General features: G+C 58.5%; 26 protein-coding genes. 2 read left to right on the plus strand and 24 right to left on the minus strand.

Going from position 1 to position 25,807, the window contains the following annotated elements; all coding sequences use genetic code 11:
* Positions 1 to 11: 11 nt before the first annotated feature.
* The 7 genes from ACAM27_RS13810 to flhA all read right to left on the minus strand — a co-directional run bounded on the left by ACAM27_RS13810 (position 12) and on the right by flhA (position 8,710).
* Positions 12 to 2,135: a chemotaxis protein CheA gene (locus ACAM27_RS13810; RefSeq protein WP_369612141.1), complete on the minus strand. Its 2,124-nt coding sequence runs from the start codon at positions 2,133 to 2,135 to the stop codon at positions 12 to 14.
* 18 nt (positions 2,136 to 2,153) lie between these two features.
* Complete coding sequence (locus ACAM27_RS13815) at positions 2,154 to 2,939, minus strand: protein phosphatase CheZ (RefSeq protein WP_014421047.1); 786 nt, start codon at positions 2,937 to 2,939, stop codon at positions 2,154 to 2,156.
* Positions 2,940 to 2,960: 21 nt separating this feature from the next.
* Positions 2,961 to 3,344, minus strand: coding sequence for a chemotaxis response regulator CheY (gene cheY / locus ACAM27_RS13820; protein WP_011785448.1), 384 nt, complete (start codon positions 3,342 to 3,344; stop codon positions 2,961 to 2,963).
* 160 nt (positions 3,345 to 3,504) lie between these two features.
* Positions 3,505 to 4,248 (minus strand): RNA polymerase sigma factor FliA, encoded by a 744-nt coding sequence (locus ACAM27_RS13825; RefSeq protein ID WP_022991610.1) that lies wholly within the window; start codon positions 4,246 to 4,248, stop codon positions 3,505 to 3,507.
* A 32-nt stretch (positions 4,249 to 4,280) separates the two neighbouring features.
* A complete protein-coding gene (locus ACAM27_RS13830) occupies positions 4,281 to 5,093 on the minus strand; it encodes a MinD/ParA family protein (protein WP_011785450.1) in 813 nt (270 codons plus the stop codon).
* A 73-nt stretch (positions 5,094 to 5,166) separates the two neighbouring features.
* On the minus strand, positions 5,167 to 6,480 hold the full coding sequence (gene flhF / locus ACAM27_RS13835) for a flagellar biosynthesis protein FlhF (RefSeq protein ID WP_023010592.1): 1,314 nt from the start codon (positions 6,478 to 6,480) through the stop codon (positions 5,167 to 5,169).
* 55 nt (positions 6,481 to 6,535) lie between these two features.
* Positions 6,536 to 8,710 (minus strand): flagellar biosynthesis protein FlhA, encoded by a 2,175-nt coding sequence (gene flhA / locus ACAM27_RS13840; RefSeq protein ID WP_014421044.1) that lies wholly within the window; start codon positions 8,708 to 8,710, stop codon positions 6,536 to 6,538.
* Between the two features lie 223 nt (positions 8,711 to 8,933).
* Here flhA and upp point away from each other — a divergent pair, with 223 nt between their 5' ends.
* Together upp and ACAM27_RS13850 are read left to right on the plus strand one after the other, a co-directional pair.
* Positions 8,934 to 9,572 carry a uracil phosphoribosyltransferase gene (gene upp, locus ACAM27_RS13845; RefSeq protein WP_011785453.1) on the plus strand — a complete coding sequence of 213 codons (639 nt, stop codon included), beginning with the start codon at positions 8,934 to 8,936 and terminating at the stop codon, positions 9,570 to 9,572.
* A 2-nt stretch (positions 9,573 to 9,574) separates the two neighbouring features.
* Positions 9,575 to 10,831 carry a uracil-xanthine permease family protein gene (locus tag ACAM27_RS13850; protein ID WP_369612142.1) on the plus strand — a complete coding sequence of 419 codons (1,257 nt, stop codon included), beginning with the start codon at positions 9,575 to 9,577 and terminating at the stop codon, positions 10,829 to 10,831.
* Between the two features lie 52 nt (positions 10,832 to 10,883).
* Here the strand turns inward: ACAM27_RS13850 and flhB are convergent, their stop codons facing one another.
* From flhB to fliF, 17 genes are all read right to left on the minus strand, one after another.
* The gene (gene flhB / locus ACAM27_RS13855) at positions 10,884 to 12,020 is read right to left on the minus strand and encodes a flagellar biosynthesis protein FlhB (RefSeq protein WP_113878972.1); all 1,137 of its coding nucleotides are present in this window, start codon (positions 12,018 to 12,020) and stop codon (positions 10,884 to 10,886) included.
* Between the two features lie 2 nt (positions 12,021 to 12,022).
* The gene (fliR, locus tag ACAM27_RS13860) at positions 12,023 to 12,808 is read right to left on the minus strand and encodes a flagellar biosynthetic protein FliR (protein ID WP_369612143.1); all 786 of its coding nucleotides are present in this window, start codon (positions 12,806 to 12,808) and stop codon (positions 12,023 to 12,025) included.
* 4 nt (positions 12,809 to 12,812) lie between these two features.
* The gene (fliQ, locus tag ACAM27_RS13865) at positions 12,813 to 13,082 is read right to left on the minus strand and encodes a flagellar biosynthesis protein FliQ (protein WP_014421042.1); all 270 of its coding nucleotides are present in this window, start codon (positions 13,080 to 13,082) and stop codon (positions 12,813 to 12,815) included.
* 8 nt (positions 13,083 to 13,090) lie between these two features.
* On the minus strand, positions 13,091 to 13,852 hold the full coding sequence (gene fliP / locus ACAM27_RS13870) for a flagellar type III secretion system pore protein FliP (RefSeq protein ID WP_011785458.1): 762 nt from the start codon (positions 13,850 to 13,852) through the stop codon (positions 13,091 to 13,093).
* A gap of 4 nt (positions 13,853 to 13,856) precedes the next feature.
* Positions 13,857 to 14,306, minus strand: coding sequence for a flagellar biosynthetic protein FliO (gene fliO / locus ACAM27_RS13875; RefSeq protein ID WP_023010594.1), 450 nt, complete (start codon positions 14,304 to 14,306; stop codon positions 13,857 to 13,859).
* Between the two features lies 1 nt (position 14,307).
* Positions 14,308 to 14,808 (minus strand): flagellar motor switch protein FliN, encoded by a 501-nt coding sequence (fliN, locus tag ACAM27_RS13880; protein ID WP_369612144.1) that lies wholly within the window; start codon positions 14,806 to 14,808, stop codon positions 14,308 to 14,310.
* The gene (gene fliM, locus ACAM27_RS13885; RefSeq protein WP_011785461.1) at positions 14,801 to 15,799 is read right to left on the minus strand and encodes a flagellar motor switch protein FliM; all 999 of its coding nucleotides are present in this window, start codon (positions 15,797 to 15,799) and stop codon (positions 14,801 to 14,803) included. The genes fliN and fliM overlap by 8 nt, the downstream gene beginning before the upstream one ends.
* Positions 15,800 to 15,841: 42 nt before the next feature.
* A complete protein-coding gene (gene fliL, locus ACAM27_RS13890; RefSeq protein ID WP_011785462.1) occupies positions 15,842 to 16,342 on the minus strand; it encodes a flagellar basal body-associated protein FliL in 501 nt (166 codons plus the stop codon).
* Between the two features lie 181 nt (positions 16,343 to 16,523).
* Entirely contained in the window at positions 16,524 to 17,708 is a 1,185-nt protein-coding gene (locus tag ACAM27_RS13895) for a flagellar hook-length control protein FliK (RefSeq protein WP_011785463.1), read from the minus strand.
* A 97-nt stretch (positions 17,709 to 17,805) separates the two neighbouring features.
* Positions 17,806 to 18,156 (minus strand): Hpt domain-containing protein, encoded by a 351-nt coding sequence (locus tag ACAM27_RS13900; RefSeq protein ID WP_011785464.1) that lies wholly within the window; start codon positions 18,154 to 18,156, stop codon positions 17,806 to 17,808.
* Between the two features lie 23 nt (positions 18,157 to 18,179).
* A complete protein-coding gene (locus tag ACAM27_RS13905) occupies positions 18,180 to 19,904 on the minus strand; it encodes a fused response regulator/phosphatase (protein ID WP_199452237.1) in 1,725 nt (574 codons plus the stop codon).
* Between the two features lie 10 nt (positions 19,905 to 19,914).
* Positions 19,915 to 20,220 carry an STAS domain-containing protein gene (locus tag ACAM27_RS13910; RefSeq protein WP_014421036.1) on the minus strand — a complete coding sequence of 102 codons (306 nt, stop codon included), beginning with the start codon at positions 20,218 to 20,220 and terminating at the stop codon, positions 19,915 to 19,917.
* Between the two features lie 137 nt (positions 20,221 to 20,357).
* Positions 20,358 to 20,801 (minus strand): flagellar export protein FliJ, encoded by a 444-nt coding sequence (gene fliJ, locus ACAM27_RS13915; protein WP_011785467.1) that lies wholly within the window; start codon positions 20,799 to 20,801, stop codon positions 20,358 to 20,360.
* Positions 20,801 to 22,192, minus strand: coding sequence for a flagellar protein export ATPase FliI (gene fliI, locus ACAM27_RS13920; protein ID WP_011785468.1), 1,392 nt, complete (start codon positions 22,190 to 22,192; stop codon positions 20,801 to 20,803). The genes fliJ and fliI overlap by 1 nt, the downstream gene beginning before the upstream one ends.
* Complete coding sequence (locus tag ACAM27_RS13925; protein WP_011785469.1) at positions 22,173 to 23,063, minus strand: flagellar assembly protein FliH; 891 nt, start codon at positions 23,061 to 23,063, stop codon at positions 22,173 to 22,175. The genes fliI and ACAM27_RS13925 overlap by 20 nt, the downstream gene beginning before the upstream one ends.
* The gene (fliG, locus tag ACAM27_RS13930) at positions 23,063 to 24,106 is read right to left on the minus strand and encodes a flagellar motor switch protein FliG (RefSeq protein WP_011785470.1); all 1,044 of its coding nucleotides are present in this window, start codon (positions 24,104 to 24,106) and stop codon (positions 23,063 to 23,065) included. The genes ACAM27_RS13925 and fliG overlap by 1 nt, the downstream gene beginning before the upstream one ends.
* Entirely contained in the window at positions 24,099 to 25,805 is a 1,707-nt protein-coding gene (gene fliF / locus ACAM27_RS13935) for a flagellar basal-body MS-ring/collar protein FliF (protein WP_369612145.1), read from the minus strand. Before fliF ends, fliG begins: the two co-directional genes overlap by 8 nt.
* Between the last annotated feature and the right edge of the window lie 2 nt (positions 25,806 to 25,807).

A 25,807-nucleotide genomic window follows, 5' to 3' on the forward strand; every position in this document is an offset into this window, starting at 1 on the left:
GAAATTCCTGCTCAGCCGTAGTGCTGCAGGAGGCTCGGCACATCAATAATCAGGGCGATACGGCCATCACCGGTGATGGTGGCGCCGGCCATTCCTGGCGTCCCCTGCAGGGCCCGGCCCAGAGGTTTGATCACCACCTCTTCCTGGCCAATCAGCTGATCAACGACAAAGCCGACCTGTTTGGTCCCCATGGCCACAATCACCACGTGCGCATTCTCCGGCTCGGCCTGACCTGCCGCACCGTGCACCAGCCAGCGCTTGATGTGGAACAGTGGGAACACTTTGTCCCGCACGACAATACACTCTTTGCCGTCGACAATGTTGGTCTTGGTCAGATCCAGGTGGAAAATCTCCACCACATTCACCAGCGGCAGCGCGAAAGACTGGTCACCAAGCATGATCATCAACGTTGGCATAATGGCCAGAGTCAGCGGCACCTTGATGATAATGCTGGTGCCCTTACCCTGTTCGGACATGATATTGATCTGCCCATTGAGCTGGCCGATCTTGGTTTTCACCACGTCCATGCCGACACCCCGACCAGAGACATCGGAAATCTGGTCCTTGGTGGAGAAACCGGCCGCAAAAATCAGATTGAAGCATTCGTTATCGGTAAGGCGGTCTGCCGCATCCTGATCGTACAGGCCCTTCTCGACCGCCTTGCGGCGCAAGACATCAGGATTCATACCGGCGCCGTCGTCGACAATGGACAGCAGAATATGGTCGCCTTCCTGCTCCGCCGACAGAGTCACGGTTCCAGCGCGAGGTTTGCCGGCCTTTTCCCGTACGTCCGGTGCCTCGACACCATGATCCACGGAATTTCTCACCAGGTGCACCAGGGGATCGGCCAGAGCTTCAACCAGGTTTTTATCCAGGTCGGTTTCCTCACCGTGCATGACCAGATTCACTTCTTTCTTCAGACTGCGGGCCAGGTCGCGCACCACTCTGGGGAAACGGCCGAAAACTTTCTTGATCGGCTGCATCCGTGTTTGCATGACGGCAGCCTGCAGATCCGTGGTCACCACATCGAGATTGGCCACTGCCTTGTGCATGTGTTCGTCTTCGCTTTCGGAACCCAGACGCTGCAGGCGGTTACGCACCAGCACCAGTTCGCCCACCATGTTCATGATGTCGTCCAGGCGTTTGGTATCAACCCGAACCGTGGTTTCGCCCGCTGGTGCGGCCTCACGGGCAGGTGCAGGGGCCGGCTTGGAAGCGGCCTTGCTCTCGGCTTTGGCTTCCGCTTTCTTTGGTTCCGGGGCTGGTTCGGCCTTGCTTGATGGAGCCGGCGCAGGCTTGGGCTCACCTGCGGCAGCCCCCGCGCTTGGGCCTGCACCCTTGCCATGCAGTTCGTCCAGCAGGTTCTCGAATTCGTCGTCGGAAATCAGATCGGCGTCACCGGATGATTTCTCCGAGCCACCGCTGGTGTCGATATCTGCCTTGGGCGCTTCATCTTCCGCAGGCGCGCCGGCAAACTGGCCCTTGCCGTGGAGTTGATCCAGCAGGGCCTCAAATTCATCGTCGGTAATCTCATCACTGTCTGAGCCGCCGGCGGATTCTGCCGGGGTGCTCACCTGCTCGTTGCCGACCGGTTTCTGGCCATCGGATTTTTCATCCGCCAACGCGTCCAGCAGCTGCTCGAACTCTTCGTCAGTGATATCGCCCTGATCCCCTTGCTGTCCGACATCCGCAGACGACGGCTCCTGTGCCGGGGTTGGTGCTTCCACCGCCGGTGCATCCTCGGACTCGGGTTTGGCGAGTGCATCCAGAGCTTCAATCAGTTCGTCCGGCGCGGGCGTCGGTTCTTCCCGGTTGCGGACTTCTTCGAACATGGCATTAACGTTGTCCAGCGCCTCCAGCACCACGTCCATCAGGTCCGGTGTTACCTTGCGCTTGTGATTCCGGAGAATATCAAACACGTTCTCCGCAGAGTGGCAGCAATTAACCAGTGCCTCCAGCTGAAGGAAGCCTGCGCCCCCTTTCACGGTATGGAAGCCACGGAAAATGGCGTTCAGCAGATCGCTGTCATCGGGATGCTGCTCCAGATCCACCAGCTGCTCCGACAACTTTTCGAGTATCTCGCCGGCTTCTACCAGGAAGTCCTGCAGGATCTCTTCATCAGCATCTAACGCCATGCGTCACCCTCTTTATTATCAGAATCCGAGACTGGACAGCAGATCGTCCACATCGTCCTGTCCCGAAACTACATCTTCCCGCTCATCGGCCTTGATCTGGGGCCCTACCCCTTTTTCGGCCGATTCTTCTTTTTCTTCAATCTGATGCACTGTGCCGGTCAGTTGATCAACGTGGCTGGCCATCACCACCAGACCAAGAAGGTTGTCTTCCACCTCTTTCACCAACGCGGTGACCTTCTGGATAACCTGACCGGTAAGATCCTGAAAATCCTGAGCCAGAAGGATTTCCGACAGGTTCTGGTACAGACTGTCGGAGTCTGTCGTCAGGCCAGCGAAGAACTTGTCGATGCGACCGTAAAGCTCCCGAAACTCCGCAGGCTCCATTTCACGACGGCGCAGACGCTGCCACTCATCCCGCAGGGAAACCGCTTCATCCCGCATGGCGTGAGCCACCGGCATGCTTTCCTCAACCAGATCCATGGTGCGGTTCGCCGCCTGGCTGGTCATCTGAACCACATAGGCCAGACGGTCAGAAGCGTCGCTCATCTTCGACAGCACTTCTTTCTGCTCGGCATTACGCGGGTCTATCTGGAAGTTCCGGATTGCCTCATGGAGGCTGCGGGTCAGTCGCCCCACTTCCCGATACAGACTCTGATCGCGAACCTCGCTCAGTTCATTGATCAGGGTCATCGCCTTGGCATAATTCCCGGCGTTTACATTCTCGGCCAGGTCGGAGGCCTGCTTTTGAAGCTTCTCCGCCACCTCCGGATCAAGGCCCTGATGGTTCTGTTTGGTATCACTCATGGCGAGCCATCCGACCTCTGGTTACTGGATTCGTTCGAAGATTTTCTCGATCTTTTCCTTCAGCACGGCTGCCGTGAAAGGCTTGACCACATACCCGTTCACCCCGGCCTGAGCCGCAGCCACGATCTGGTCCCGCTTGGCCTCTGCCGTTACCATCAGAACCGGCAGGTTCTTCAGGTTTTCATCAGCACGGACAGCCTTCAGAAGGTCAAAGCCCGACATGCCGGGCATGTTCCAGTCAGTCACCAGGAAGTCATACTTGCCGCTTCGGAGCATGGGCAACGCGGTGTTGCCATCGTCTGCTTCATCCGTATTGGTGAAGCCGAGATCTCGCAGCAGGTTTTTGATGATGCGTCGCATTGTGGAGAAGTCATCCACAATGAGAATTTTCATGTTCTTGTCCAATGGGACCTCCAGTCAGTAACACCCGGAATTCATTCAGCCTTTTGGAAGTCTAGCAGGCTGCTACCTTAAGCGCTTATTGTGTGGTGTTTGCGCACGTTGTAAAGCATCGTTTACCAAAAGCTACACAGCTTGCTGAAAGAGAAACACAGCACCTGGCCGATCAGTCGTTGTCACCATCCCGCCACTCGGCCAGCCGGCTGCGAAGTCGCAACGCCGCCTGGCTGTGAATCTGGCTTACCCGGCTCTCACTGACCCCTAGCACCGCACCGATTTCCTTGAGGTTGAGCTCTTCCTGGTAATACAGGCTCAATACCAGCTTTTCACGCTCAGGCAACTGCTCAATGGCGTCTGCGAGACTTCGCTGGAAAGCGCCTGAAGCAATACCGTCCAGCGGATTATCACTCGCTTCTGCTTCTTCTATCGGCAGCTCGCCGGATTCATTGAGCTCATCAAGACTAAAAAGTCTACCGCTGTTAGCGTCGGCGAGTGAGGCATGATACTCGTCCAGACCAATGCCAAGCTCTTCAGCTACTTCGGCATCCTGGGCCTCGCGCCCGGTACGATCTTCCACCTGCTTGATAGCACTGGCGATTCGCCGGGCGTTGCGATGCACTGAGCGGGGCACCCAGTCGCCTTTGCGGATCTCATCCACCATGGCGCCGCGGATGCGAATCCCTGCGTAGGTTTCAAAGGTGGCACCTTTGCCGGAAGAATAGCGCTGCGCGGCCTCCAGCAGGCCAATCATACCGGCCTGCATAAGGTCTTCCAGCTGCACTGATGGCGGCAGCCGGGCCATGAGATGAAGGGCGATTTTCTTGACCAGCGGCGCATGCTCTTCAATCAGGGCTGAAGGGCTCCTGGCGCCGGCCTGATGGTAAATTCCCAGATTTTTCGCCAATGTCATGTATCCGGTTTTCTTGTAGGACTGGATTCAGATCAGACTTCGACGAGCCGCTCCACGAAGAATTCGAGATGCCCCCTGGGAGAGGACGGCAAAGGCCAACTGTCCACTTTTTCGGCCAGAGCCCGGATAGCCAGCGAGGCTTTCGCCCTCGGATAGGCATCCAATACCGCTTTCTGTCTTTGGACGGCTTTCTTGACGGCCTCGTCGTAAGGCACGATACCTACATATTGTAGTGCCACATCCAGAAAACGCTCGGTGACCCGGGTCAGTTTTTCAAACAGATGGCGGCCTTCCTGCTCATTGCGGACTTGGTTTGCCAAGATACGGAAGCGGTTGGTGCCATAATCCCGGTTCATCAGCTTGATCAACGCGTAGGCATCGGTAATGGAAGTAGGTTCGTCGCAGACCACCAGCAGAAGTTCCTGCGAGGCCCTGAGGAAGCTGACCACCGATTCAGAAATACCTGCGGCGGTATCCACAATCAGAACGTCAATCTGGTCGCCCAGCTCACTGAAAGCGTTGATCAGGCCGGCATGTTCCATGGCGCTGAGCTGGGTCATACGCTGGGTGCCGGAGGAAGCCGGTACAATCTTGATACCACCAGGGCCATTCACCAGCACGTCTTTCAGATCACAATCGCCGCTGAGTACGTCTTGAAGATTTCGATTGGCGGTAATGCCGAGCAACACATCGATGTTGGCGAGCCCGAGATCCGCGTCCAGCAAGACAACCCGGCGCCCCTTCTGGGCCAGGGCGATACCGAGATTGACCGAAACATTGCTCTTGCCGACACCGCCCTTGCCGCCGGAAACCGCAATCACCTGAACCGGATGTGGTCTGCTCATACTGTTATCAGTCTCTTACTACGTTCTTGTACGGGCACGCGTGCCGGTGTTTTATTCTGGTCGCCAACGAGGCTCAGGCACCTTCGGCGACTGTCTGTGCGCTCTGCACGGCCTTAAGCCGTTCTACGCCCAGGCGCACTAACGGAATGGCCTCCGCCCTCTGGAGATCTTCCGGTATCTTCTGGCCATCGGTGTACCAGGCCACCGGTAAGCTGGTCTCCATAACGAACCCGAGCGCTTCGCCCAGGGTCAGGGCCTCATCAATCTTGGTCATGATGCAGCCTGCAAGGCTTGCCATCTTATAGCAATGCCACACGGATTTCATGATACGTGGCTGACTGGTGGCGGAGACCACCAGATGTGTACGGATATTGTGATCGCTGCGAGCCAACTCCGCCAGTTGTTCCTGGTAACCGCGGTCGGCACTGGTCAGGCCGGCAGTGTCAATCAGCACCAGGTGTCGATCCGATAACTCATCAAGAATGTCATCCAGGGAATGGCTCTCATCCACCACACGCACGGGCACATTCAGGATGCGGCCGAACACGAAGAGCTGCTCATGAGCGGCCACACGATAGCGGTCGGTGGTCACCAGTGCCAACGAATCCGGACCATGCTCAAGGACGTAGCGGGCCGCCAGCTTGCCAATGGTGGTGGTTTTGCCAGACCCGGTTGGCCCGACCAGGGCATAGATACCGCCGGCATCAAGCCAGTCTTCGCGACCGGTACGAACGCCGGTCGCCAGCATTTTCAGTGACTGCTTCCAGCCGTCCTCCAGACGCCCGGCCCGGTGCCGACGGGACAGAGAGCCGGCCAGCTCCGCGCCCAAACCGAACTCCTGCAGGCGCTCGGCCAATCGTTGCTGAACTGCGCTGTTGCCGGTCGGCGTGGCAGTTGCAGCCTTACCACTGACCAGATCACGCAGAGAGCTGATTTCGGCACGCATACTGGCCAGTTCATCGGCATAGCCACCGGCGCCGGATTCGCTACCCGCAAACGGCTTTGCCAGCGCTTCATCACTGGGACGTGACGCCGGAAAATCGGCAGTCTCGAAAGACAAGGACGACGCCACGCCACCTGAGGCGCCACTTCCTGCGCGCTTTTCCCGAACCTCACGAATGCGACTGCGGGACCGGTTCAGCTCCTCTTCCAGCCGACGATGCTGCTCGGCCTGCATCTCTGCCAGCCGGGAGCCGTTGGTGGCTTCAACCGCCCTATCGCCAAGACGCTGACGCGCCATGTTTTCGTCGTAGTCGAGTGCCGTCACGATCTCAACACCACCATCAACCCGGCGGTTAGACAGAATAACGGCATCCGGCCCCATTTCGTGGCTTACCTGCTTCAGGGCCTCAGCCATGGACTGCGCAAAAAACCGTTTTACTTTCATGCTGTTTCATCCTCCCACCGGCAAGCACTCTGGCTCCCCGCGATGCTCCGTCGGTTTATTGACCCACAGAAGCGACTATCGTGATCTGTTTGTTATCCGGGATTTCCTGGTAAGAGAGCACATGCAAACGCTCTACCCCGTAGCTGGCAAACTTCGCCAGTACTGGCCGCAAGGGCCCCGAAACCAGCAGGATGGCGGGCTTGCCGAGCATTTCCTGGCGCTGCACGCTGTCCTGAAGGGATCGTTGCAGCTTTTCCACCATGTTGGGCTCAAGCACCAGACCAATGTCATCCTGACCGCCGGATTGTTGACTCTGCTGAACAGACTTCAGCAATAACTGTTCCAGGTCTGGATCCAACGTGATAACAGGGATTTCGGCGTCGTTGCCACAAATACTCTGAACAATCATCCGGCGCAGCGCCTGGCGGGCTACCGTGGTCAGTACTTTCGGGTCCTGACTCTTTGGATGCACGTTCACGATGGCCTCGGCAATGGAGCGCATATCCCGCACCGGCACTTCTTCTTTCAACAGGTTCTGCAAAACTTTCAACAGGATGCTGATGGAAATCGTGGTCGGCACCAGTTCCTCCGCCAGCTTGGGCGAAATCTTCTCCAACTGGTCCAGCCACTTCTGGGCTTCTTCGTGGCCAATCAGTTCATGAGCGTGTTTCTGCAGGATCTGATTCAGATGTGTCGCCACCACGGTACTCGCATCCACCACGGTGTAACCCAGGGTCTGAGCCTGATCCTTCCTGTCGGACTCAATCCAGATGGCGTCCAGGCCGAAGGCGGGGTCCTTGCCGGCAATGCCTTCAACTTTGCCAAACACCTGCCCCGGATCAATGGCCAGCTCCCGCTCCGGATGGATCTCGGCCTCGGCAATGGTCACGCCCATCAGGGTAATCCGGTAGACGTTCGGCATAAGATCCAGGTTGTCGCGAATGTGCACCGAAGGCATGAGGAAGCCCAGATCCTGCGAAAGCTTCTTACGAACCCCTTTGATCCGACTGAGCAATTGTCCACCCTGGGATTTGTCTACCAGCGGGATCAGCCGGTAACCCACTTCCAGCCCGACAATGTCCACCGTGGCCACGTCATCCCATCCGAGCTCGCGGGTTTCCCCCGGCGCCGGCAGTGCCTGCCCCTCGCCGCCCGGACGATCCGGAGAAATTTCCGCACCCTGCCGGGCCGCACCACCAGCCATGCCGCCGCGGCCAACAAAACCACCTTCATCCTCAACCGTTTGCTGCTGTTTCTTCCAGATAAACCAGGCTGCGCCAGCGGCCAGCAAACCAAGGCCGAGAAACGCGATGTGGGGCATCCCCGGAATCAGGCCAAGCAGAATCAGGATACCGGCCGCAATGCCCAACGCTTTGGGAGCGCTGAACATCTGCTGAATGATCTGGCCACCCATGTCCTGGCTGGACGTTACCCGGGTAACCATGATGGCGGCCGACGTGGAGAGCAACAGCGAGGGAATCTGGGCAACCAGACCATCACCGATGGTCAGCAGGGCATAACGCTCCATTGCCAGACCAAAATCCAACCCGTGCTGCATCATGCCGATAGCCACACCACCAACGATGTTGATCGCCAGGATCAGCAAGCCTGCAACGGCATCGCCTTTCACAAACTTCGAGGCGCCGTCCATGGAACCGTAAAAGTCCGCTTCCTGAGCGATTTCCGAACGGCGTGACTTCGCCTCGTCCTGATTGATCAGCCCGGCGTTCAGATCGGCGTCAATCGCCATTTGCTTGCCAGGCATGGCATCCAGGGTGAAGCGGGCACTGACCTCAGACACCCGGCCGGCACCTTTGGTGACAACCAGGAAGTTGATGATCATAAGGATGGCGAAGACCACCAGGCCAACAGCGTAGTTCCCCCCAATCAGGACTTCACCAAAGGACTCGATCACCTTACCGGCAGCATCGCCGCCCTCATGGCCATTCAGCAATACAATCCGGGTGGACGCCACGTTCAGGCCCAGCCGCAACAGGGTGGCCACCAGCAATACCGTGGGGAAGGAGGCAAATTCCATCGGCCGCATGGCGTACACACAGACCAGCAGAATGACGATGGACAGAGTGATGTTGAAGGTGAAGAACACATCCAGCAGGAACGCCGGCATGGGCAGAATCATCATGCCAAGCAGCCCCATCAGCATCAGGGGGATGCCGAGGTTCCCCCGCGTCAGGGATTTGACGTTGTTAAGGACTAGAGCTCTGTCCATGCCGGGTCTGTCTCCACGTATCTGTGCCTGCGGGCATTTTCCGGGTCGAAAATCTGACACCGGGGGTCGCTTTCCGGGTGGTATCGCAAGAACCGTACCAGCCCTTGCAAAATTTGACGTCTGAGCACCTTTCAACGCCTGACGCAGCGGCCCAGATACGGTATCCTTTCGCCATTTGCATTATCCCGATTCAAGCCAGAAACCAGAACACACAGGTGACCCCATGCCGATCCATGAAGTGAAGCACCCTCTGATCCGCCACAAGCTCGGCCTCATGCGCCGCGCCGACATCAGTACCAAAAACTTCCGAGAGCTGGCACAGGAAGTTGGCGCGTTGCTGACTTACGAGGCCACCAAAGACTTCAATCTTCAGGAAAAAACCATTGAGGGCTGGGCCGGCCCGGTCTCCGTGGAGCAGATCCACGGCAAGAAGGTAACCATCGTGCCCATCCTACGTGCCGGTCTGGGCATGCTGGACGGTGTCCTGAGCCTGATTCCGGTGGCCCGGGTGAGCGTGGTTGGCCAGATCCGCAACGAAGACACCCTCGAAGCGGAAACCTACCTGGAAAAACTGGTAGGCGAGTTGGATCAGCGCATGGCCCTGATCATCGATCCGATGCTGGCTACCGGCGGCTCCATGATTTCCACCATCGATTTGCTCAAAAAGGCCGGTAGCACCGAAATCCGGGCTCTGGTTCTGGTGGCTGCGCCGGAGGGCGTGGAAAAGGTTCTGGAAAAACACCCGGACGTGTCCATCTACACCGCATCGGTGGATGAGCGCCTGAACGAGAAAGGCTACATTCTGCCGGGCCTGGGTGATGCCGGCGACAAGATCTTCGGCACCAAGCAGAAGGACGTCTGAGCATGCAGGACCATAACAACGATCCGGTATGGAAACAGGCTATTGCCGGTTCCCAGATGCTGCTGGTGGCTTTTGGCGCCCTGGTACTGATGCCACTGATTACCGGCCTGGACCCGAACGTCGCGCTGTTCACTGCCGGCCTGGGCACTCTGATTTTTCACATTGTCACCGGTGGCCAGATCCCGATCTTCCTGGCTTCATCGTTCGCGTTTATCGCGCCGGTGCTGGCCTCCAAAGGCCGCTTTGGCCTGGAAGAAACCCTCGGTGGCCTGATGGCCGCAGGCATTCTGTATATCATTCTGTCCGGGGCGATTCGCCTGCGTGGCACCGGCTTCATTACCCGGCTGCTGCCTCCGGTGGTGATTGCACCGGTCATCATGACCATCGGCCTGGGGTTGGCTCCGGTAGCCGTGTTTATGGCTACAGGCAAAACCGGTGACGGCCAGACTCAGCTGGTGCCCTACAACACTGCCATATGGATTGCCATGATCTCTTTGGCCGTGACCATCATCATGTCGGTCTGGGCCAAGGGCATTTTCCGGCTGATCCCGATCATGTTCGGTGTCCTCGTGGGTTACCTTCTCTCTGCCATCATGGGCATTGTTGACACAACGCCGATCCAGCAGGCTGATTGGCTGGCAATGCCAAACTTCGTAGCACCGGCGTTCAGCTGGGGCGCTATCCTGTTCATGATTCCGGTCGCCATCGCACCAGCCATCGAACACATCGGCGACGTTCTGGCCATCGGTAACGTTACCCGCAAGAACTATCTGGAAAAACCGGGCTTGCACCGTACCCTGCTGGGTGATGGTCTGGCCACCAGCGCTGCCTCGCTGCTTGGCGGTCCTCCCAACACCACGTATTCCGAGGTAACCGGTGCGGTGATGCTGACCAAGAACTTCAACCCGAAAGTTATGTGGTGGGCGGCGGTGGTTGCCATTGTTCTGGCGTTTGTCGGCAAGTTCGGCGCCGCGTTGCAGACCATTCCGGTACCGGTTATGGGCGGCATCCTCTGCCTGCTGTTCGGTTCAATCGCCGTTGTGGGCCTGAATACCCTGATCCGACATCAGGTGGATCTGTCCCAGTCCCGTAATCTGGTGATCGTAGGCGTGACCCTGGTCTTTGGTATCGGCAACATGGCGCTGGGCCAACTGGAAGGCATCGCCCTGTGCGCAGTGGTTGCCATCATCCTTAACCTGATCCTGCCGGGCGAACGGGAAGCCTGGGGCAAGCGGATTCACGAGCACGAATCCAGCTGACCCCGCGGAAAGCAATATCCTGCCTCTATTCCGATCCCCGGAATAGAGGGCTTCAGATATCGCGCCGCATATCGGGCGGAATCGGGAAGTCCGGCATGCCGGGCTTCGGCCCACGGCCCTTGCGGAACTGACGCAGCTGGAAGACGTAGGCCAGCACCTGAGCAATGGCCATGTACAGGCCGTCCGGAATCTCTTCACCAATATCGGTATTGTGATACACCGCCCGTGTCAGTGGCGGTGTTCGCAGGACCTCGACCTTGTTCTCCCTGGCAATTTCCATAATCTTGAAGGCCACCTCGTCTGCCCCCTTGGCCACCACCACTGGCGCGCCCATGGTTTTCTGATCGTACTTCAATGCCACGGCATAGTGGGTCGGGTTGGTAATCACCACATCGGCCTTGGGAACGTCCTGCATCATCCGGCGCTGGGCCATCTCCCGCTGGAGCTGGCGAATCTTGCCTTTGACCTCCGGCTTGCCCTCGGTGTCCTTGTACTCGTCCTTGACCTCCTGCTTGGTCATACGGAGCTTTTTCTGGTGATCGTAGATCTGGAAAGGCACATCGATGGCGGCAATAGCAATGGTGGCGCAGGACAGGAAGAAGAAACTCCAGCCCAGCGTCCACAGCACGTGCTCCATGGCAGGTACGGTCGGCTCTTCGGCAATCGCAAGCAAGTCTTCGGTGCGAAGGTTCAGAATCAGGATGGCGACCGCCATCACCAGGCCCACCTTGGCAATCGCCTTGACCAGCTCGATCAGGGAGCGCATGGAGAACATTCGTCCCAGGCCCTTGATCGGATCCATCCGGTTGAATTTCGGTGCGATGGCCTTGGCACTGAACAGCAGACCGCCGATGCCAACGGAGCCGGCAATGGCGGCAATCAGCAACATCACCAGTATCGGTGACAGCGCCCAGGCCGCCTCTTTGGCCGCCAGTATCAGTTGAACACTCATATGCCGGGTATCAAAAATCGCTGAGCGCTCGATTACGAAGGAGTCGCGCATGATGGACTCAATAGAAGCGCCAAGCGACGTACCAAAAATCAGAAGCCCGCCAGCACCGGCCAGCAATACCGCCATGGTGGCGAGTTCCTTGGAACGAGCCGTCTGGCCTTCCTCCTTGGCCTTCTCCAGGCGTCGGGGGGTAGGCTCTTCGGTTTTTTCCTGACTGTTGTCGTTCTCTTCGGCCATGGTCAGGGTTGCCCTTGCAGAGCGCGCATGAAATCAAACGTTTCCCGCGTGTACTGATCGAAGTGTGGCAGGAAATTGGCGTGTAAGACCCAGATAGCAAACAACCCAAAAATCAGGCCAATCGGAAAGCCGAGGGCGAAGATGTTCATCTGAGGCGCCGCACGGGTCATTACACCGAAAGAGATGTTCACAATCAGAACCGCAGTCACGGCCGGCAATGCCAGCAACATGGCAGAGGCAAACATCCATGAAATGCGATGGGCCAGCGCCCACACACCATCCTGCCCCAGCCCTTCCAGGCCAATAGGCAAGGTGTAGAAACTCTCGATGAACACCTCGAAGGCCACCAGATGGCCATTCATCACCAGAAACAGCAAAGTAATGGTGATGGTGTAGATCTGAGCCAGCACTGGCACGTTAACACCATTGGCGGGGTCTACCATGGAGGCAAAGCCCAGGCCCATCTGCATGGCAATCATCTGCCCGGCGATCACAAATAACTGCCAGAGTGCGGTCAGCGCGAAGCCCAGGCCGACACCAATCAGGATCTGCTGCAGCGTGATGACGACCGCGTCGGCACTGAGCGCTTCCACCTGGGGAACGGGAGGGATCATGGGCACAATCAGGATGGTCATCAGTAACGCCAGTCCCAGCCGCACCCTCGCCGGCACCAGTTGAGTACCGAAAACAGGGATGACCATGAGAAAACTGGCCAGCCGGAACAATGGCCAGATATGCTGCCCCACCCACTGGCCGATCAGATCTGCACTGAACTCCGCCGGCAGCATGGGCTCAGCCGATCAGATAGGGAATGCGGGAGATCAGCCCGTTGGCGTGGTCCAGCAAGGTGGTCAGCATCCAGGGCCCGGCGGCAATGATCACGATCAGTGTTATCAGGAGGCGAGGCAGGAAACTGAGGGTCTGCTCGTTGATCTGGGTGGCAGCCTGGAAGGTACTGACCACAAGACCAATCGCCAGCCCCGGCCCGATGATGACGGCAGACAGCAAAACAATCAGCCAGAGCGCTTCTCGCAGTATGTCGATAACCGTTTCCGGAGTCATGATACCTCCTAGATCCCGTAACTGGCGGCCAGGGTTCCCATGATCAGGGCCCAGCCATCCACCAGCACAAACAGCATGATTTTAAACGGCAGCGAGATGATAATGGGTGACAGCATCATCATACCCATGGCCATCAGAACACTGGCCACCACCATGTCGATGATCAGGAATGGTATAAACAGAATAAACCCGATCTGGAACGCCGTCTTCAGTTCACTGGTGACAAACGCCGGCATCAGAATCCAGAAAGACACGTCCTGCGGTGTTTCATACTGAACATCGGCAATCCTCATGAACAGCGCCAGGTCGTCTTCTCGAGTCTGCTCCAGCATAAACTTGCGAAACGGCTGGCTGGCCAGTTCCACCGCCTCCAGTGAAGTCACCTCTTCCTGCAGGTATGGTTGCAGGCCCACCCGGTTCGCCTCTTCCAGCACCGGCTTCATGATAAAAATGCTCAGAAACAGCGCCAGCCCCAGCAAGATCTGGTTGGAGGGTGTGGCCTGTAGCCCCAGAGCCTGACGAAGAATCGCAAAGACCACGATGATCCGGGTAAACGAGGTCATCATCATCAGCATGGCCGGCAGGAAGGTCAGCGCGGTCATCAGCGCCAGGATCTGCAGGGTTACCGAATATTCCTCGGTGCCGTTCTCACCTGGTTCAACTGTAAATGCGGGGATGCCGGGCAGATCAGCCTGGGCCAGGGCGGGAAGACAAAGGCCGGCAATCAGCGCAAGCCAGGGAAAACCGCGTTTGAGAATGGCCACCACCATGACGTTAGTCTTTCCTCTCTGGCGCTGACCAGGATTTGCCAATCATGGACTGCAGCTTGCGGGCGAAGTCACTGGAGCCGGCATTGCCGGCATCCACCACCGGCTGATCAAATACATGCAGGGTCCTGATCGTGCTGGGAGTAATACCAAGCAGAATCTGCTGCTGACCCACTTCCACCAGCGCAATACGTTCCCTGGCACCGATGGCCAGCACAGACACCACCTTGATAGCGTTGTTGTTCATACCGGTCATGCCGCCCATCCGACGGATCAGCCAGGCACAACCGTAAATGATGGCCACCACCGCCAACAGGCCCGCTCCCAGGCTCAGTATCGTCGCTACAGTATCCGGGGCACGCCCGCCAGAGGCAGCGATTTCGCCCGCCTTTGCCGTTTCCTCGGCCAACAGCGGCAGCGGAGCCCACAACAGCAACCAGCCCGTCAGTCTTGCCATATTATTTCTGCAGCCGTTTGATTCGCTCACCCGGACTGATCACGTCCGTCAACCGGATACCAAACTTCTCATTGACCATGACCACCTCACCGTGGGCGATCAGGGTGCCATTAACCAGCACGTCCAGAGGCTCGCCCGCCAGCCGGTCCAGTTCGATCACCGAGCCCTGGTTCAGCTGGAGCAGATTGCGTATCGGAATCTGGGTGTTGCCCACTTCCATGGAGATAGTGACGGGGATATCCAGGATCACGTCGATGTTCGGAGACTCGCCACCACCAGCGCCCTGGTCCGCGCCAAACTCCTCCATGGGCGCGGTGCGCACGTCCTGGCGTTCGGCTTCAGGCTGGTCGTCGCCACCTTCAGCCTCAGCCATAGCCGCTGCCCACTCGTCTTCCCGGGAGCCCTCTGCATCGCCAGACTCGTCCATTGCCGCTTCCCACTCGGCCGCCAGCTTTTCGTCTTCGCTGAGTTCCTGCTCGTCTCTCTTGTCGTCGTCAGCCATTGCGTCCCACCTTCAGTTGTTTCTTTACCTTGGGCAACTTGGCCCGGTCGTGAATCCTCAGCGCCAGCTTACCGTCGCGGGTGCCCAGCGTTGCCTTGTAGATTGGAATACCATTGGCGGTCACCGTCAGGTGCTCGGGAATCTCTACCGGAATCACATCGCCAGCTTTCATCCGGGCAATGTCACGCAACGATATGCGGCGCCGGCAGACGGTGGTATTGATGGGCACATTGACCTCTTTGATGTCCTCCTGCAAGGCGTTTACCCAGCGTTCGTCGACATCATCAATATCACTCTGCACACCCGCATCCAGCACATCGCGGATTGGCTCAATCATGGAGTACGGCAGTGCGAAATGAAGTTCGCCGCCCCCCCCATCGAGTTCAATATGGAAGGTGCTGACCACGACCACTTCGCTCGGGCTGACGATGTTGGCCATGGCCGGGTTGACTTCCGAACTGAGGTATTCGAATTCCACCTGCAAGACTGCGTGCCAGGCTTCTTTCATATCGTGGAAGACCTGATTCAGTACCATTTGCACAATTCGGGTTTCGGTCGGTGTGAATTCCCGCCCCTCGATCTTGGCATGGCGGCCCTCACCACCGAAGAAGTTGTCCACCAGTTTGAACACCAGCTTGGCGTCCAGCACGAACAGGGATGTACCGCGTAACGGGCGAACCTTGCACAGGTTAAGGCTGGTGGGTACGTACAGGGTATGGATGTACTCACCGAACTTCATGATCTGGACGCCGCCGGTGGAGACATCGGCATTGCGGCGCAGCAGGTTGAACAGACTGATACGGGTATAGCGGGCAAAACGCTCGTTGATCATCTCGAGCGTTGGCATGCGGCCACGGACGATCCGATCCTGACTGGCGAGGTCGTAGTTCTTTACGCCGGTATCATCGGTCTCTTCATAGGTATCGATGTCACCATCATCCACCCCGTGGAGGAGGGCATCGATCTCGTCCTGTGACAGTAAATCCTGCATACCTGTTCCTGCCCCTAACTGTTGGTTATCCGCCCGGTATGATTACTGAACCACAAAATTCCGGAACAATACCCGGTCGATTGCCGGCTCCCCTTCCTGCTCCAGCACCTGATTCACAGTCTGCAGCATGCTGTCGGCCAGCGTCTGACGACCTTCCGGCGTTTGCAACTGCATGAAGTCGCTGCTGCCCAGCACCATCACCAGTTGGCTGCGGATAAGCGGCATATGAACGTCAGCGGCGGCCAGTGCAGCAGGATCTTTGGCTTCGAATGATACATAGACCTGGGCATAGCGCTGTCGACCCTGAGCCTGAACGGTGGTCACCAGGGCTTTCTCAATTTCGGTATAACTGCTGGCGACAAACGCGGGCTCTGCCGAAGTCGTGGTTTCGGCGTCATCTGCGCCGGGCAATCCTCCGCCCAGGAACCAGAGTGTCCCGACCACGGAAAGGCCCACCGCCAGGATAATGATGATCACCAGCATGATGATCAGTTTCAGCTTGCCTTTTTTGGCAGGCGCTTCGGTCGCAGTATTTTCGGCCATAACACTCGCTTGTCACTTTTTTGGCGTCCGGAAAGCTCCGAACAACCTTTCGCTGATGTGATGCAAAGGCCGGGCCAGACAGCCCATCCCCTGTATTCAGAACCGCAGTTTAGCGTTGCCGGAGGGGATGGGCAAAGAAGTCGGAAGACAGCAGGCTGAATTGGTCAGAAATCATCCGGACTCAGGCAAAGACGTCCACTTCACCCCGCCAGCCCAGATCAAGCTGGCCGGTGCTCAACGACTCTGCATCAGCATCGTGGCTGGCCAGGGATGATCCACCAGAAGACCGACCATCGCCCTCACCGGCCTCACCACTCTCGCCACCGGCCTGCTGACCGCCCTGGTCAGAGACATCAAACTGCCCCAGGGACAACCCCTGTTCACCCAGCATGTCGCGGAGCCGGTGGGAGTGCTGTTCGAGCTGCTCCCTCACCACCGGGTTGGCCGCATGCACGGTGACGCTGGCCTGATCGTTGTGGACTTTTACCTTGACTTCCATTGGCCCCATATCCGGAGGCGTGAGGTGTATTTCGGCAACCGACATATTGCGGGCGGTCAGCCAACTGAGCTTGCCCATGACCTTGTCGCCCCACTCCGCCTGTCCAACCGGCACATCCACCGAGGTGGTGTAGCCCCGGAGCGGAATGTTGGCGTCCGCAGCCAGTTTTCCGGGCTGTGCTGCCTGCTGCGCTGCGGTATCCATTACACTCTGGAATCTGGGATTGGAGAGCAGACTGGTCGGATCAACGGGACGGGCGCTCTCAGCGCTTGTCGCACCGGCAAGCAGGTCGGTTAGCTGCATGCCCGGAGCCAGAGCGGTGCTGCCTCCCCCGGCAGATGTTTGCCCCGGCAGGCCCTTGATCAGTCCGGGAGTGGCCTGAGTTCCTGTGAGCGCCATATTTGATGCCAGGCTCTCAGGTCCGCCCGTACCGGATTGGTTGGCGGCTGCAGGATACAGCGACTGAAGATTGGCGAATGTCAGGGGCATCAGCGGTTCGGCAACGACCAGGGCATCGTCTGCCTCAGTATCGCCGGTATTGCTGGTGTCACTGGCCGAGGAAGGACGGGCCGGTGAATCGGAGTCCGCTACCTGCTTTTGGTCAGTGGGCGTATCATTTTTTTCTGGCCGGGTACCGGAGGCTTCGGCTTTCTCATCGGCCCGGTCGGCCGCCTTGCGTTCCTGCGCGGCATCAGCCTGATCCCGACGTTCGGCGCGCTTGGCATCCATCCGCTTCTGCTCGGCCCTGGACAGCTCGTCAAAACGACTGTCACCGGCCTCCGGGTCCTTCCGGCCTTGCGATTTCGCTGCACCGACCTCTGGCTGACTCGTTTTCGCCGGTGCCTGGGGAAGTATGGTCTGTTGCATGGCAACCTCTTGCCGCTTTAGATCTCAGGTAGCCCCTGTTCGGAGCGTTTTCCTGAGAGCTGCAAAAGCGGTGCCAAACCTTCACACGGGCTGACGTTCAGGCCTCCTGGCCAAAGTTTTGCAAACGTCTAGCCACCTCCGAAAACTCGGCCTCAATCCGTTCAAGCACTGCAGGGGCCTGTTCCAGAGTGGCGTCCTTGCCCAGTTGCTCGGCCTCAAAACACAGGCCTCCGAGCCTGGGAGCACCGATATTGATGCAACTGCCCTTGAAGCTGTGCGCGGTCTTGGCGAAGTGCTCCGGGTCGGCCGTTGCCAGCGCCTCTTTCAGGCCGTCAATGCGTGAACGGGAGTCTGCCAGGTAGGTCTGGATCAGGACATCAAACTCGTCTTCCATCACATCCTGCAGTTCGGCCAGCGCCTCCACGTCAAGATGGGGTTTGTCGTTCATTCGCTATCCTCGTTTGTCGGCACTCAGGCGCCACTGATTATGGCCGCGTCGGGGAACCACCAATCATAGACGATTTCCACGCGATTGCCCCGGCCGTGAACCTTGAGATTTCGCGTCATACGCCGGAGGATCTCAAGTCCCCGGCCCGCGTATCGGCCGGTTGAAGCCGCCTGCTGTTGCATCACTGTGTCAGAATATTCAGTGAAATCAAAACCATCACCACTGTCTTCACAGACAACGGTAAGGGTACCTCCACCCTCCCTGGGCTGATGCTCAAGAGAAAACCGTATGAAATGCCCATCGGTGTTCCCCAGTCTGCGCGTTCGCTCCTGGTAATAGCGGCTGAAACCGCCAGGTGACGTTTTCCACTCTGAGGACAGGGCCAGAACACCGTGCTCAAGAGCATTGTTGTAGAGTTCCGACAACAGGGTGTAGACCTCGCCGCTTCGGCTCCTCAGTCCGGGCACCTCCATACAGATATGCAGTAAAAGCGGCAGGGGGTTGAAGTCTGCCAGTGTCTGTTCCCTCAGCTCATAGACGCAGCGCCAGTCCGCCGGGCCCGTCAACGCCGATTCAGGAATCTTGTCGGGCATTGCTTCTGGCGCCTCGGCCCGGACCATTTGCAGGCAGCAGAGCGTCAGGTCATCAGCCAGCTCTGGCTTCCCGGTGTGCTGCTGCATTCTCTCCAGCAGGGCCTCGAACGGCTCCTGCCCTGGTTCCAGACCCGCCAGAACGCTCAAGACACCTTCCTCGCCCAGGCTTTCACCGCCACTATTGGGCGCCTCGGGGAGCCCGTCGGTCATCATCACCAGCCAGTCGCCCGGTGCCGCATCCAGCACGGTCATGGAGGCCGAAAACTGGTCCGGCTCCCGGACACCCAGCGGCAGATGCCGGGACGGAATGGCGACACGGTCGCCTGCGGCACGCAACAGCCAGCCATCCGGCAAGCCACCATTCCAGACACGCAGGCTGTTGTGTTTGAAGTCAGCCTCAACCATCAAACCACAACAGAACATGCCTACCGGCAGTATTCGCCGAAGCTTGCGGTTAATTTCCCGGAGGACATCCGGGGCGCCAAAGCCTTTGGCCGCCATCCCGTAGAAGATTTCAGCAACCGGCATGGCGCCAATGGCGGCAGGTAATCCGTGCCCGGTGAAATCACCCAGAAACACCAGAGTGCCGCCCCCGGGGCGCTGAGCAGCAAACAATACATCACCGTTGAAAACCGAGAGGGGGGATGCATGGTGGCGGATGTTGGGGGCATCCAGACAACCGGTATGGGCAATATTATCAAACACCCGCCGCGCCGTGCGCTGCTCGTCCAGCATCTGCTGATTCTGGCGCCGAATATGGTCACGCTGGTCCGACAATGCCTGGTGCAACCCCCTCATACGATTAAACGCGTTAATCTTCGCTTCCAGAATCACGCGATTGTAGGGTTTGACGAGAAAGTCGTCGCCGCCGGCCTCAAGACACCGGGCCAGATCACCCGCCCCCGACAGGGAGGTGAGAAAGATGAGCGGCACCAGGCGCTCGCCTGCCAGAGCCTTGATTTGACGAGCGGCCTCCATTCCGTCCATCCGCGGCATCAGGGCGTCCAGCAACACCAGATCCGGCTGGGTCTCCCGGAACAGATCCACCGCCTCGGTACCGTCTTCGGCTTCAATCACGGTATGGCCCAGGCGCTTTACCAGCCGCGCCAGAATCAACCTGTCGCTGGCACTGTCCTCGGCAAGAAGTACCTTCAAGGGAATCGCCTCAGCGAATGCTGAACAACTGCTCGAAGTTGGAAATGGAGAGAATTCGCCGGACATCGCTGTTGCAGTTCTCGATTGAGATGCGGGCGCCATCTCCGCCAGCATGATCCCTTAACAGAAGCAACATGCCCAGAGCAGAGCTGTCGAGGTAAGTGGTGTCTGAAAGATCAATGACGTAGTGGCTGACGGTGGGTTCGCTGTGCTCGTAGGCATCCCGAAAGGATTGATGGGTACTGAAATCGAACCGACCCTCCACGCAGATCGTGAGGGTCTTGCCGTCATCGCTCCGGCGTGTCTCTATAGGCATTCCTGAACCTCCCGGCACATTCCACCAATGACTTTCCTTCGCTGCCAGCCATTGATGGCAAGCTTATCTGGTAAAGGATAGTCAAATAAACGGAAATTGCATCCGGGTTATCTGATGCAGATCACCGGGGACTTCAATTATCGCTGTCGCCGGGCAAAGGCCCGACCGGCAGCTTCGTCCGCCAGTTTCTGGTCTCTGAGATCCTGTTCCCGTTGTTCCTGTTGCCGGCAGGACTCAATGTATTTTTCCATACCACGGCGACGTTCCCAGGCCTGTTGCCACTCCCGGCGCCTGGCTTCAAACACCTGTTCAGCCTGTTGCAGCTGCCGCTGTTGCTGGGCAATCACCTGGTCCAGCTGGGCGATAAAAGCCTGCCAGGCCTGCAGTCGCGCCACAGGAACAACACCCTGCTGGCTCGCGCGGATCTGGTCACGATACTCCTGCTGATAGCGCTCCAGGTTCTCCACCTGTTCGCGGTGCGCCTCCACCTGCTTTCGGGCCTCACCAAGGCGTTCCAACGCTTCCTGTTCTTTCCGCTCTTCAAGGGAGAGGACAACTTCAAGCCGTTTCGATCGCAGCATCAGACATTATCCCGATTGCCGGCGGGGTTCGGCACCGCCGTCTTTCTTCGTTCCGGTGAACGTCGTTCCGGCACTACCGCCATCAGTTGCTCAATCGCCTCCGTGAGAGGAGCACTTTCATTCAGCCCCTGCTGCAGAAACTGGCTCATATTGCCTATGTGCTGAATGGCAAAGTCAGTCTCCGGGTCGGAACCTTTCACATAGGCACCCACACTGATCAGATCACGGGCCTGCTGGTAACGGGAGTAAACCTGCTTGAATCTCTGGGCCCGGGAGAAATGCTCAGAATCAGTCACCTGGGGCATTACCCGGCTGATAGAGGCTTCCACATCAATCGCCGGATAATGGCCTTCTTCCGCCAGCCGCCGGGATAAGACGATGTGACCATCAAGGATGGCCCTGGCTGCGTCGGCAATGGGATCCTGCTGATCGTCGCCTTCCGTCAGAACGGTATAAAATGCAGTAATGGAACCGCCGCCGGGACGGCCGTTACCTGTTCGCTCAACCAGTTGCGGCAGCTTGGCAAAAACCGAGGGCGGATAACCCTTGGTCGCCGGTGGTTCGCCTACGGCCAGGGCGATCTCCCGCTGTGCCTGGGCATAGCGGGTGAGAGAATCCATTAAAAGAAGAACGCGCTTACCCTGATCGCGGTAGTATTCGGCAATTCGGGTGGTGAGCATGGCAGCGCGCAGGCGCATCAACGGCGAGTCATCTGCCGGAGCGGCTACAACCACGGAACGAGCCAGGCCTTCATCGCCGAGAATGTCCTCGATGAATTCCTTGACCTCCCGGCCCCGTTCACCAATCAACCCAACCACGGTAATGTCTGCATCCGTGAACCGGGTCATCATTCCCAGCAGCATACTCTTACCGACACCACTGCCGGCAAACAGGCCGAGACGCTGCCCCTGCCCTACGGTCAGCAACGCGTTGATTGCACGGATTCCCACATCCATGGACTGGCGCACCGGAGCCCGGTTCAATGGGTTGATGATATCGCCGGTCAGCTGCACTCTGGCCTCTGCCTGCAACGGTCCCTTGCCGTCCAGCGGGTCGCCGGCACCATTCACCACTCGCCCCAGCATTTGCGGGCCAACCGGTACCCTGCTGGCCGAGGCCAGAGGAATCACCCGAGCTCCGGGCTTGAGACCTTCGATGGCGGTCAGCGGCATCAGGTAAACCTTATCTTCCTCAAACCCCACCACTTCCGCTTCAACACTGGTGGCGCTATCACCCTGAATCAGACAACGGTCCCCCACCACCATCGGGCAACCCACGCACTCCAGCGTGAGACCCACCATGCGGGTGAGCCGGCCAGACAATTCTGGCGCAGGCTCGTCGCTGATGGCCCCCTGAAGCTGCCGTAACCGTTCAGCCAGGCGTGATGTCATCGTCCTGGCCCTGGTCGTTGAATTCGTCAGACTCGGATTCTGGCGGTGATGTCATGCCCGAATCACTCAGCACATCCCGGTGAAAATCGGTCAGCTCCCCCATACTGGGTGCCAGCTCCTCCTGATCCGGACCGGCAGGCTCCGCCAGCTGTTCTTCCAGCATACCCTGAACCACCCGCTGGAAGCGCTTCTCCACGGTGTAATCCACCAGACTATGGCGCGATTCCACTTTACAGCCACCAGGCATGAGAGAGTCATCCTCAATGAGAACCGCCGGTGATTCCAGGCGCTCTGTGACTTCCCGTACCGGCTCGATATCGTCGGGGTGAATATGAATGCGTAGATTGTCGGCGGTAGAGGGCAGTGACGACAGAGCCCGACGCACCACCTGGCGAATCTGGGAGGAATCAATGCTGAGCTCACGGAAGACCACCGCCCGGGCCAATACGGTAGTGAGGTTGACCAGCACCGCTTCCAGCTCGTCTTCATGGCGTTCGATGGGCAACAACAGCTCACCCATCAGATGCTCCAGCCGTTCCATCCGGGAGGCAACTTCCTGACGCGTCTGCTCCGCTGCCTGCTGCTCACCCTCGCTCCGACCCTCCGCCTCGCCTGCGGCGTAGCCATCTTTGTGCCCGTCTGCGCGACCCTGCTCAAAGCCTTCCGCGTAACCAGCCTGCCGGCCCTCCTGAAAACCGTCCTCGCGGGCAGCCTGGCGAATCTCTTCCAGGTCGGCCGCGGTCAGCGGCTTGACTTCCTCTTCCTCGACAACCTGGTTTCCGCGCTCATCAAGCAGAGGCAATTCCCACCGTTCCCAGGCGGTCATCTGTTCTTTCGGTATGCGCTTGCTGTCCTGATCGGAATCTTTCATCACATCATTTCTTCGCCACTACCACCCAGCGAGATCTCGCCGGCTTCAGCCATACGGCGAGCAACGGTGATAATGTCTTTCTGGGCCGCTTCGACTTCGCTGACCTTGACCGGCCCCTTGGCTTCCAGATCATCCTGCAGCAACTCCGCAGCACGCTTGGACATGTTCTTGAAGATCTTCTCCTTGACGGCTTCGTCGGCACCTTTGAGCGCAACCACCAGCACCTCGGAGGACACCTCTCGAAGCAGCGCCTGAATACCCCGATCATCGATATCCTTGAGGTTATCAAACACGAACATGAGGTCTTCAATGGTGGACGCCAGATCAGGATCCATGTCTTTGATGGAATCCATCAACGAGCCCTCAATCCCGCGATCCATGAAGTTCATGATATCGGCCGCTCGCTTCACACCACCAATCCGACTGGTCTGGGAGGCCGCGCCACCGGAGAACTGCTTCTCAAGGATGTCGTTCAGTTCCTGCAGGGCCTGTGGCTGAATGCTTTCCAGCGACGCCACCCGCATCATCACATCCAGTCGCACTTTTTCATCAAGTGTGCCAAGAATTTCAGCGGCCTGGTCCGGGTCTAGGTAGGAGATAACAATGGCCTGAATCTGGGGATGCTCGTAACGGATAATATCGCCCACAGCCCGGGGCTCCATCCACTTAAGAGTATCCAGGCCGGTGGTATTGCCGCCAATCAGGATTCGGTCAATCAGGCTCGCGGCCTTGTCATCACCCAGCGCCTGGGTGAGCATCGCCCGGATATAATCGTCATTACCAACCCCCAAACCGGTCTGGCCGCCGACAGCGTCCACAAACTGGTTAAGCACGTAGGTGACGTCGTCCTTGCTGACGTCTTTCATCTGCGCCATGGCGACGCCAACCCGCTGAACCTCTTTCGGCCCCATGTGCTTGAGCACCTCAGCAGCGTCCGCTTCACCCAGAGACATCAGCAGGATCGCTGCCTGCTCCACTCGCGGAATCTTGCGCTGCGGCTTTTTCGGGGCATCCCCCTGCAACTGGCCGTTTTCTTCAGTCATCGACGTTCACCCACTGGCGCATAACCTGTGCAACCCTGGCGGGATCTTCCGCAATCAGGCCTTTGAGTGCATTCAACTGTCTATCATAGCTGTCTGTGGCGCCCGGCAAAAGCAGGTCATCCTGAGACGACATGGCATCGCGTAGTGCCTGCCCGCCTTCGATATCAGCAAGGCCACCATACTCCCCCTCTTCTCCGCCTTCACCACGCTCGCGGCGGCCGCCACCGGACAGCGTCTTCAGGGTGGGGCGCAGCAAGCCAAGAACCAGAATCAGAATGACCAGTCCTGCCAATACCTGCTTCATCAAATCCCAGAACCAGGGCTGCTCCCAGAAGCCCGGAGCTTCAAACTCCACCGCTTCCTCTGGGGCAAACGCCGTATTCATGACGGTAACGCTGTCTCCGCGGGACGCGGAATAGCCAACCGCATCACGCACCAGCATGCTCAGCCGTTGCAGTTCGGCCTCTGGCCAGGGTTGATAGCTCACCTCGCCGGTTTCCGGGTCGACCACTTTCATGTCATCCACGGCAAGGGCCACGGTCACCCGCTTGACCGCACCCAGCTCCTGACGGGTGTAGCTGACGGTACGATCCAGTTCATAGTTCCGGGTGGATTCACTCCGGACATTCACCGGCGGAGCTGCAGGAGCGCCATCTTCCCCTAGGGCGGCAGTGGCCTGCTCCGGAACCGTCGCAGCCCCTGGCGGCTGATTGGCCAGCGCACCGGGAATGCCACCCTGGGCTCCCGCCACACGCTGCTCAGACAACTCGCGCTCACTGCGCACCGCCTGTTGCTCCGGATTGTATAACTCCTCGGCACGCTCGACCGCAGAGAAGTCGAGGTCGGCGGTGACTTCCGCGCGGTAACGCCCTTCCCCGACAATCGGGCCAATCAATGAGGCGACACGGCGGGTCAGCCGCTCTTCAACCCTGGACGTGTATTCATACTGGTCTTTCATCCGGTCTGTTTCGGCCTGAACCTCATCGCCCGTCAACAGATTGCCGTTCTGGTCAACCACGGTCACCTGATCCCGGTTCATCATCGGAATGCTGCCGGCCACCAGGTTGACGATGGCCCGAATCTGTTCAGGCTCAGGGCGACGGCCCGCAAACACTTCAAGGAATACCGAGGCGGTCGGTTCACGGGCATCCCGGATAAACACCGAACGCTCGGGAATGGCCAGGTGCACCCGGGCATTTCGAACACCACGCATGGCGGCGATGGTCCGGGCCAGTTCGCCCTCCAGTCCGCGCCGGTAGCTGATGGTTTCCATGAACTGGGACGTTCCCAGACCACGTTCCTGGTCCAGCAACTCATAACCCATGGTCTTCTGGTCGGTTACGCCTTCAGCAGCAAGCTTGAGGCGCGCGCTATAGACCTGTTCAGACGGCACCAGCAATGCTCCGGTGCGGGGGTCCATCTTGTAATCGATACCGTTGCTGTCGAGGATGGTGGTCACGTCCTGCGGGTTGTAGGCAGACAGATCCCCCACCACCGGCTGGTAATTGGGCTCCTGGGCCCAGAGCACCACAGCCACACCCAGTGCCACGCTGGCGGCCAGCCCGACCATAAGCCCGACCTGGCGCAGCAGATTCAATCGGTTGAATCCGAGCAAAAGATTGCTACGGCTCTCCGGAGTATCAGACTCCTGAGTAGCCGGCAGGTCAGAGGCGGCGGTTTCCGCAGGTACGCTTGCCATGC

The organism is Marinobacter sp. RI1, assembly GCF_041155085.1.
Taxonomy (GTDB): domain Bacteria; phylum Pseudomonadota; class Gammaproteobacteria; order Pseudomonadales; family Oleiphilaceae; genus Marinobacter; species Marinobacter nauticus.

Excerpts from the sequence above, each read along its gene's own strand:
- ACAM27_RS13810 (WP_369612141.1), bottom strand. The coding sequence starts at position 2,135 with ATGGCGTTAGATGCTGATGAAGAGATCCTGCAGGACTTCCTGGTAGAA.
- ACAM27_RS13815 (WP_014421047.1), bottom strand. The coding sequence starts at position 2,939 with ATGAGTGATACCAAACAGAACCATCAGGGCCTTGATCCGGAGGTGGCG.
- ACAM27_RS13825 (WP_022991610.1), bottom strand. The coding sequence starts at position 4,248 with ATGACATTGGCGAAAAATCTGGGAATTTACCATCAGGCCGGCGCCAGG.
- ACAM27_RS13830 (WP_011785450.1), bottom strand. The coding sequence starts at position 5,093 with ATGAGCAGACCACATCCGGTTCAGGTGATTGCGGTTTCCGGCGGCAAG.
- flhF (WP_023010592.1), bottom strand. The coding sequence starts at position 6,480 with ATGAAAGTAAAACGGTTTTTTGCGCAGTCCATGGCTGAGGCCCTGAAG.
- flhA (WP_014421044.1), bottom strand. The coding sequence starts at position 8,710 with ATGGACAGAGCTCTAGTCCTTAACAACGTCAAATCCCTGACGCGGGGG.
- upp (WP_011785453.1), top strand. The coding sequence starts at position 8,934 with ATGCCGATCCATGAAGTGAAGCACCCTCTGATCCGCCACAAGCTCGGC.
- ACAM27_RS13850 (WP_369612142.1), top strand. The coding sequence starts at position 9,575 with ATGCAGGACCATAACAACGATCCGGTATGGAAACAGGCTATTGCCGGT.
- flhB (WP_113878972.1), bottom strand. The coding sequence starts at position 12,020 with ATGGCCGAAGAGAACGACAACAGTCAGGAAAAAACCGAAGAGCCTACC.
- fliR (WP_369612143.1), bottom strand. The coding sequence starts at position 12,808 with ATGCTGCCGGCGGAGTTCAGTGCAGATCTGATCGGCCAGTGGGTGGGG.
- fliQ (WP_014421042.1), bottom strand. The coding sequence starts at position 13,082 with ATGACTCCGGAAACGGTTATCGACATACTGCGAGAAGCGCTCTGGCTG.
- fliP (WP_011785458.1), bottom strand. The coding sequence starts at position 13,852 with ATGGTGGTGGCCATTCTCAAACGCGGTTTTCCCTGGCTTGCGCTGATT.
- fliO (WP_023010594.1), bottom strand. The coding sequence starts at position 14,306 with ATGGCAAGACTGACGGGCTGGTTGCTGTTGTGGGCTCCGCTGCCGCTG.
- fliN (WP_369612144.1), bottom strand. The coding sequence starts at position 14,808 with ATGGCTGACGACGACAAGAGAGACGAGCAGGAACTCAGCGAAGACGAA.
- fliM (WP_011785461.1), bottom strand. The coding sequence starts at position 15,799 with ATGCAGGATTTACTGTCACAGGACGAGATCGATGCCCTCCTCCACGGG.
- fliL (WP_011785462.1), bottom strand. The coding sequence starts at position 16,342 with ATGGCCGAAAATACTGCGACCGAAGCGCCTGCCAAAAAAGGCAAGCTG.
- ACAM27_RS13895 (WP_011785463.1), bottom strand. The coding sequence starts at position 17,708 with ATGCAACAGACCATACTTCCCCAGGCACCGGCGAAAACGAGTCAGCCA.
- ACAM27_RS13900 (WP_011785464.1), bottom strand. The coding sequence starts at position 18,156 with ATGAACGACAAACCCCATCTTGACGTGGAGGCGCTGGCCGAACTGCAG.
- ACAM27_RS13910 (WP_014421036.1), bottom strand. The coding sequence starts at position 20,220 with ATGCCTATAGAGACACGCCGGAGCGATGACGGCAAGACCCTCACGATC.
- fliJ (WP_011785467.1), bottom strand. The coding sequence starts at position 20,801 with ATGCTGCGATCGAAACGGCTTGAAGTTGTCCTCTCCCTTGAAGAGCGG.
- fliI (WP_011785468.1), bottom strand. The coding sequence starts at position 22,192 with ATGACATCACGCCTGGCTGAACGGTTACGGCAGCTTCAGGGGGCCATC.
- ACAM27_RS13925 (WP_011785469.1), bottom strand. The coding sequence starts at position 23,063 with ATGAAAGATTCCGATCAGGACAGCAAGCGCATACCGAAAGAACAGATG.
- fliG (WP_011785470.1), bottom strand. The coding sequence starts at position 24,106 with ATGACTGAAGAAAACGGCCAGTTGCAGGGGGATGCCCCGAAAAAGCCG.
- fliF (WP_369612145.1), bottom strand. The coding sequence starts at position 25,805 with ATGGCAAGCGTACCTGCGGAAACCGCCGCCTCTGACCTGCCGGCTACT.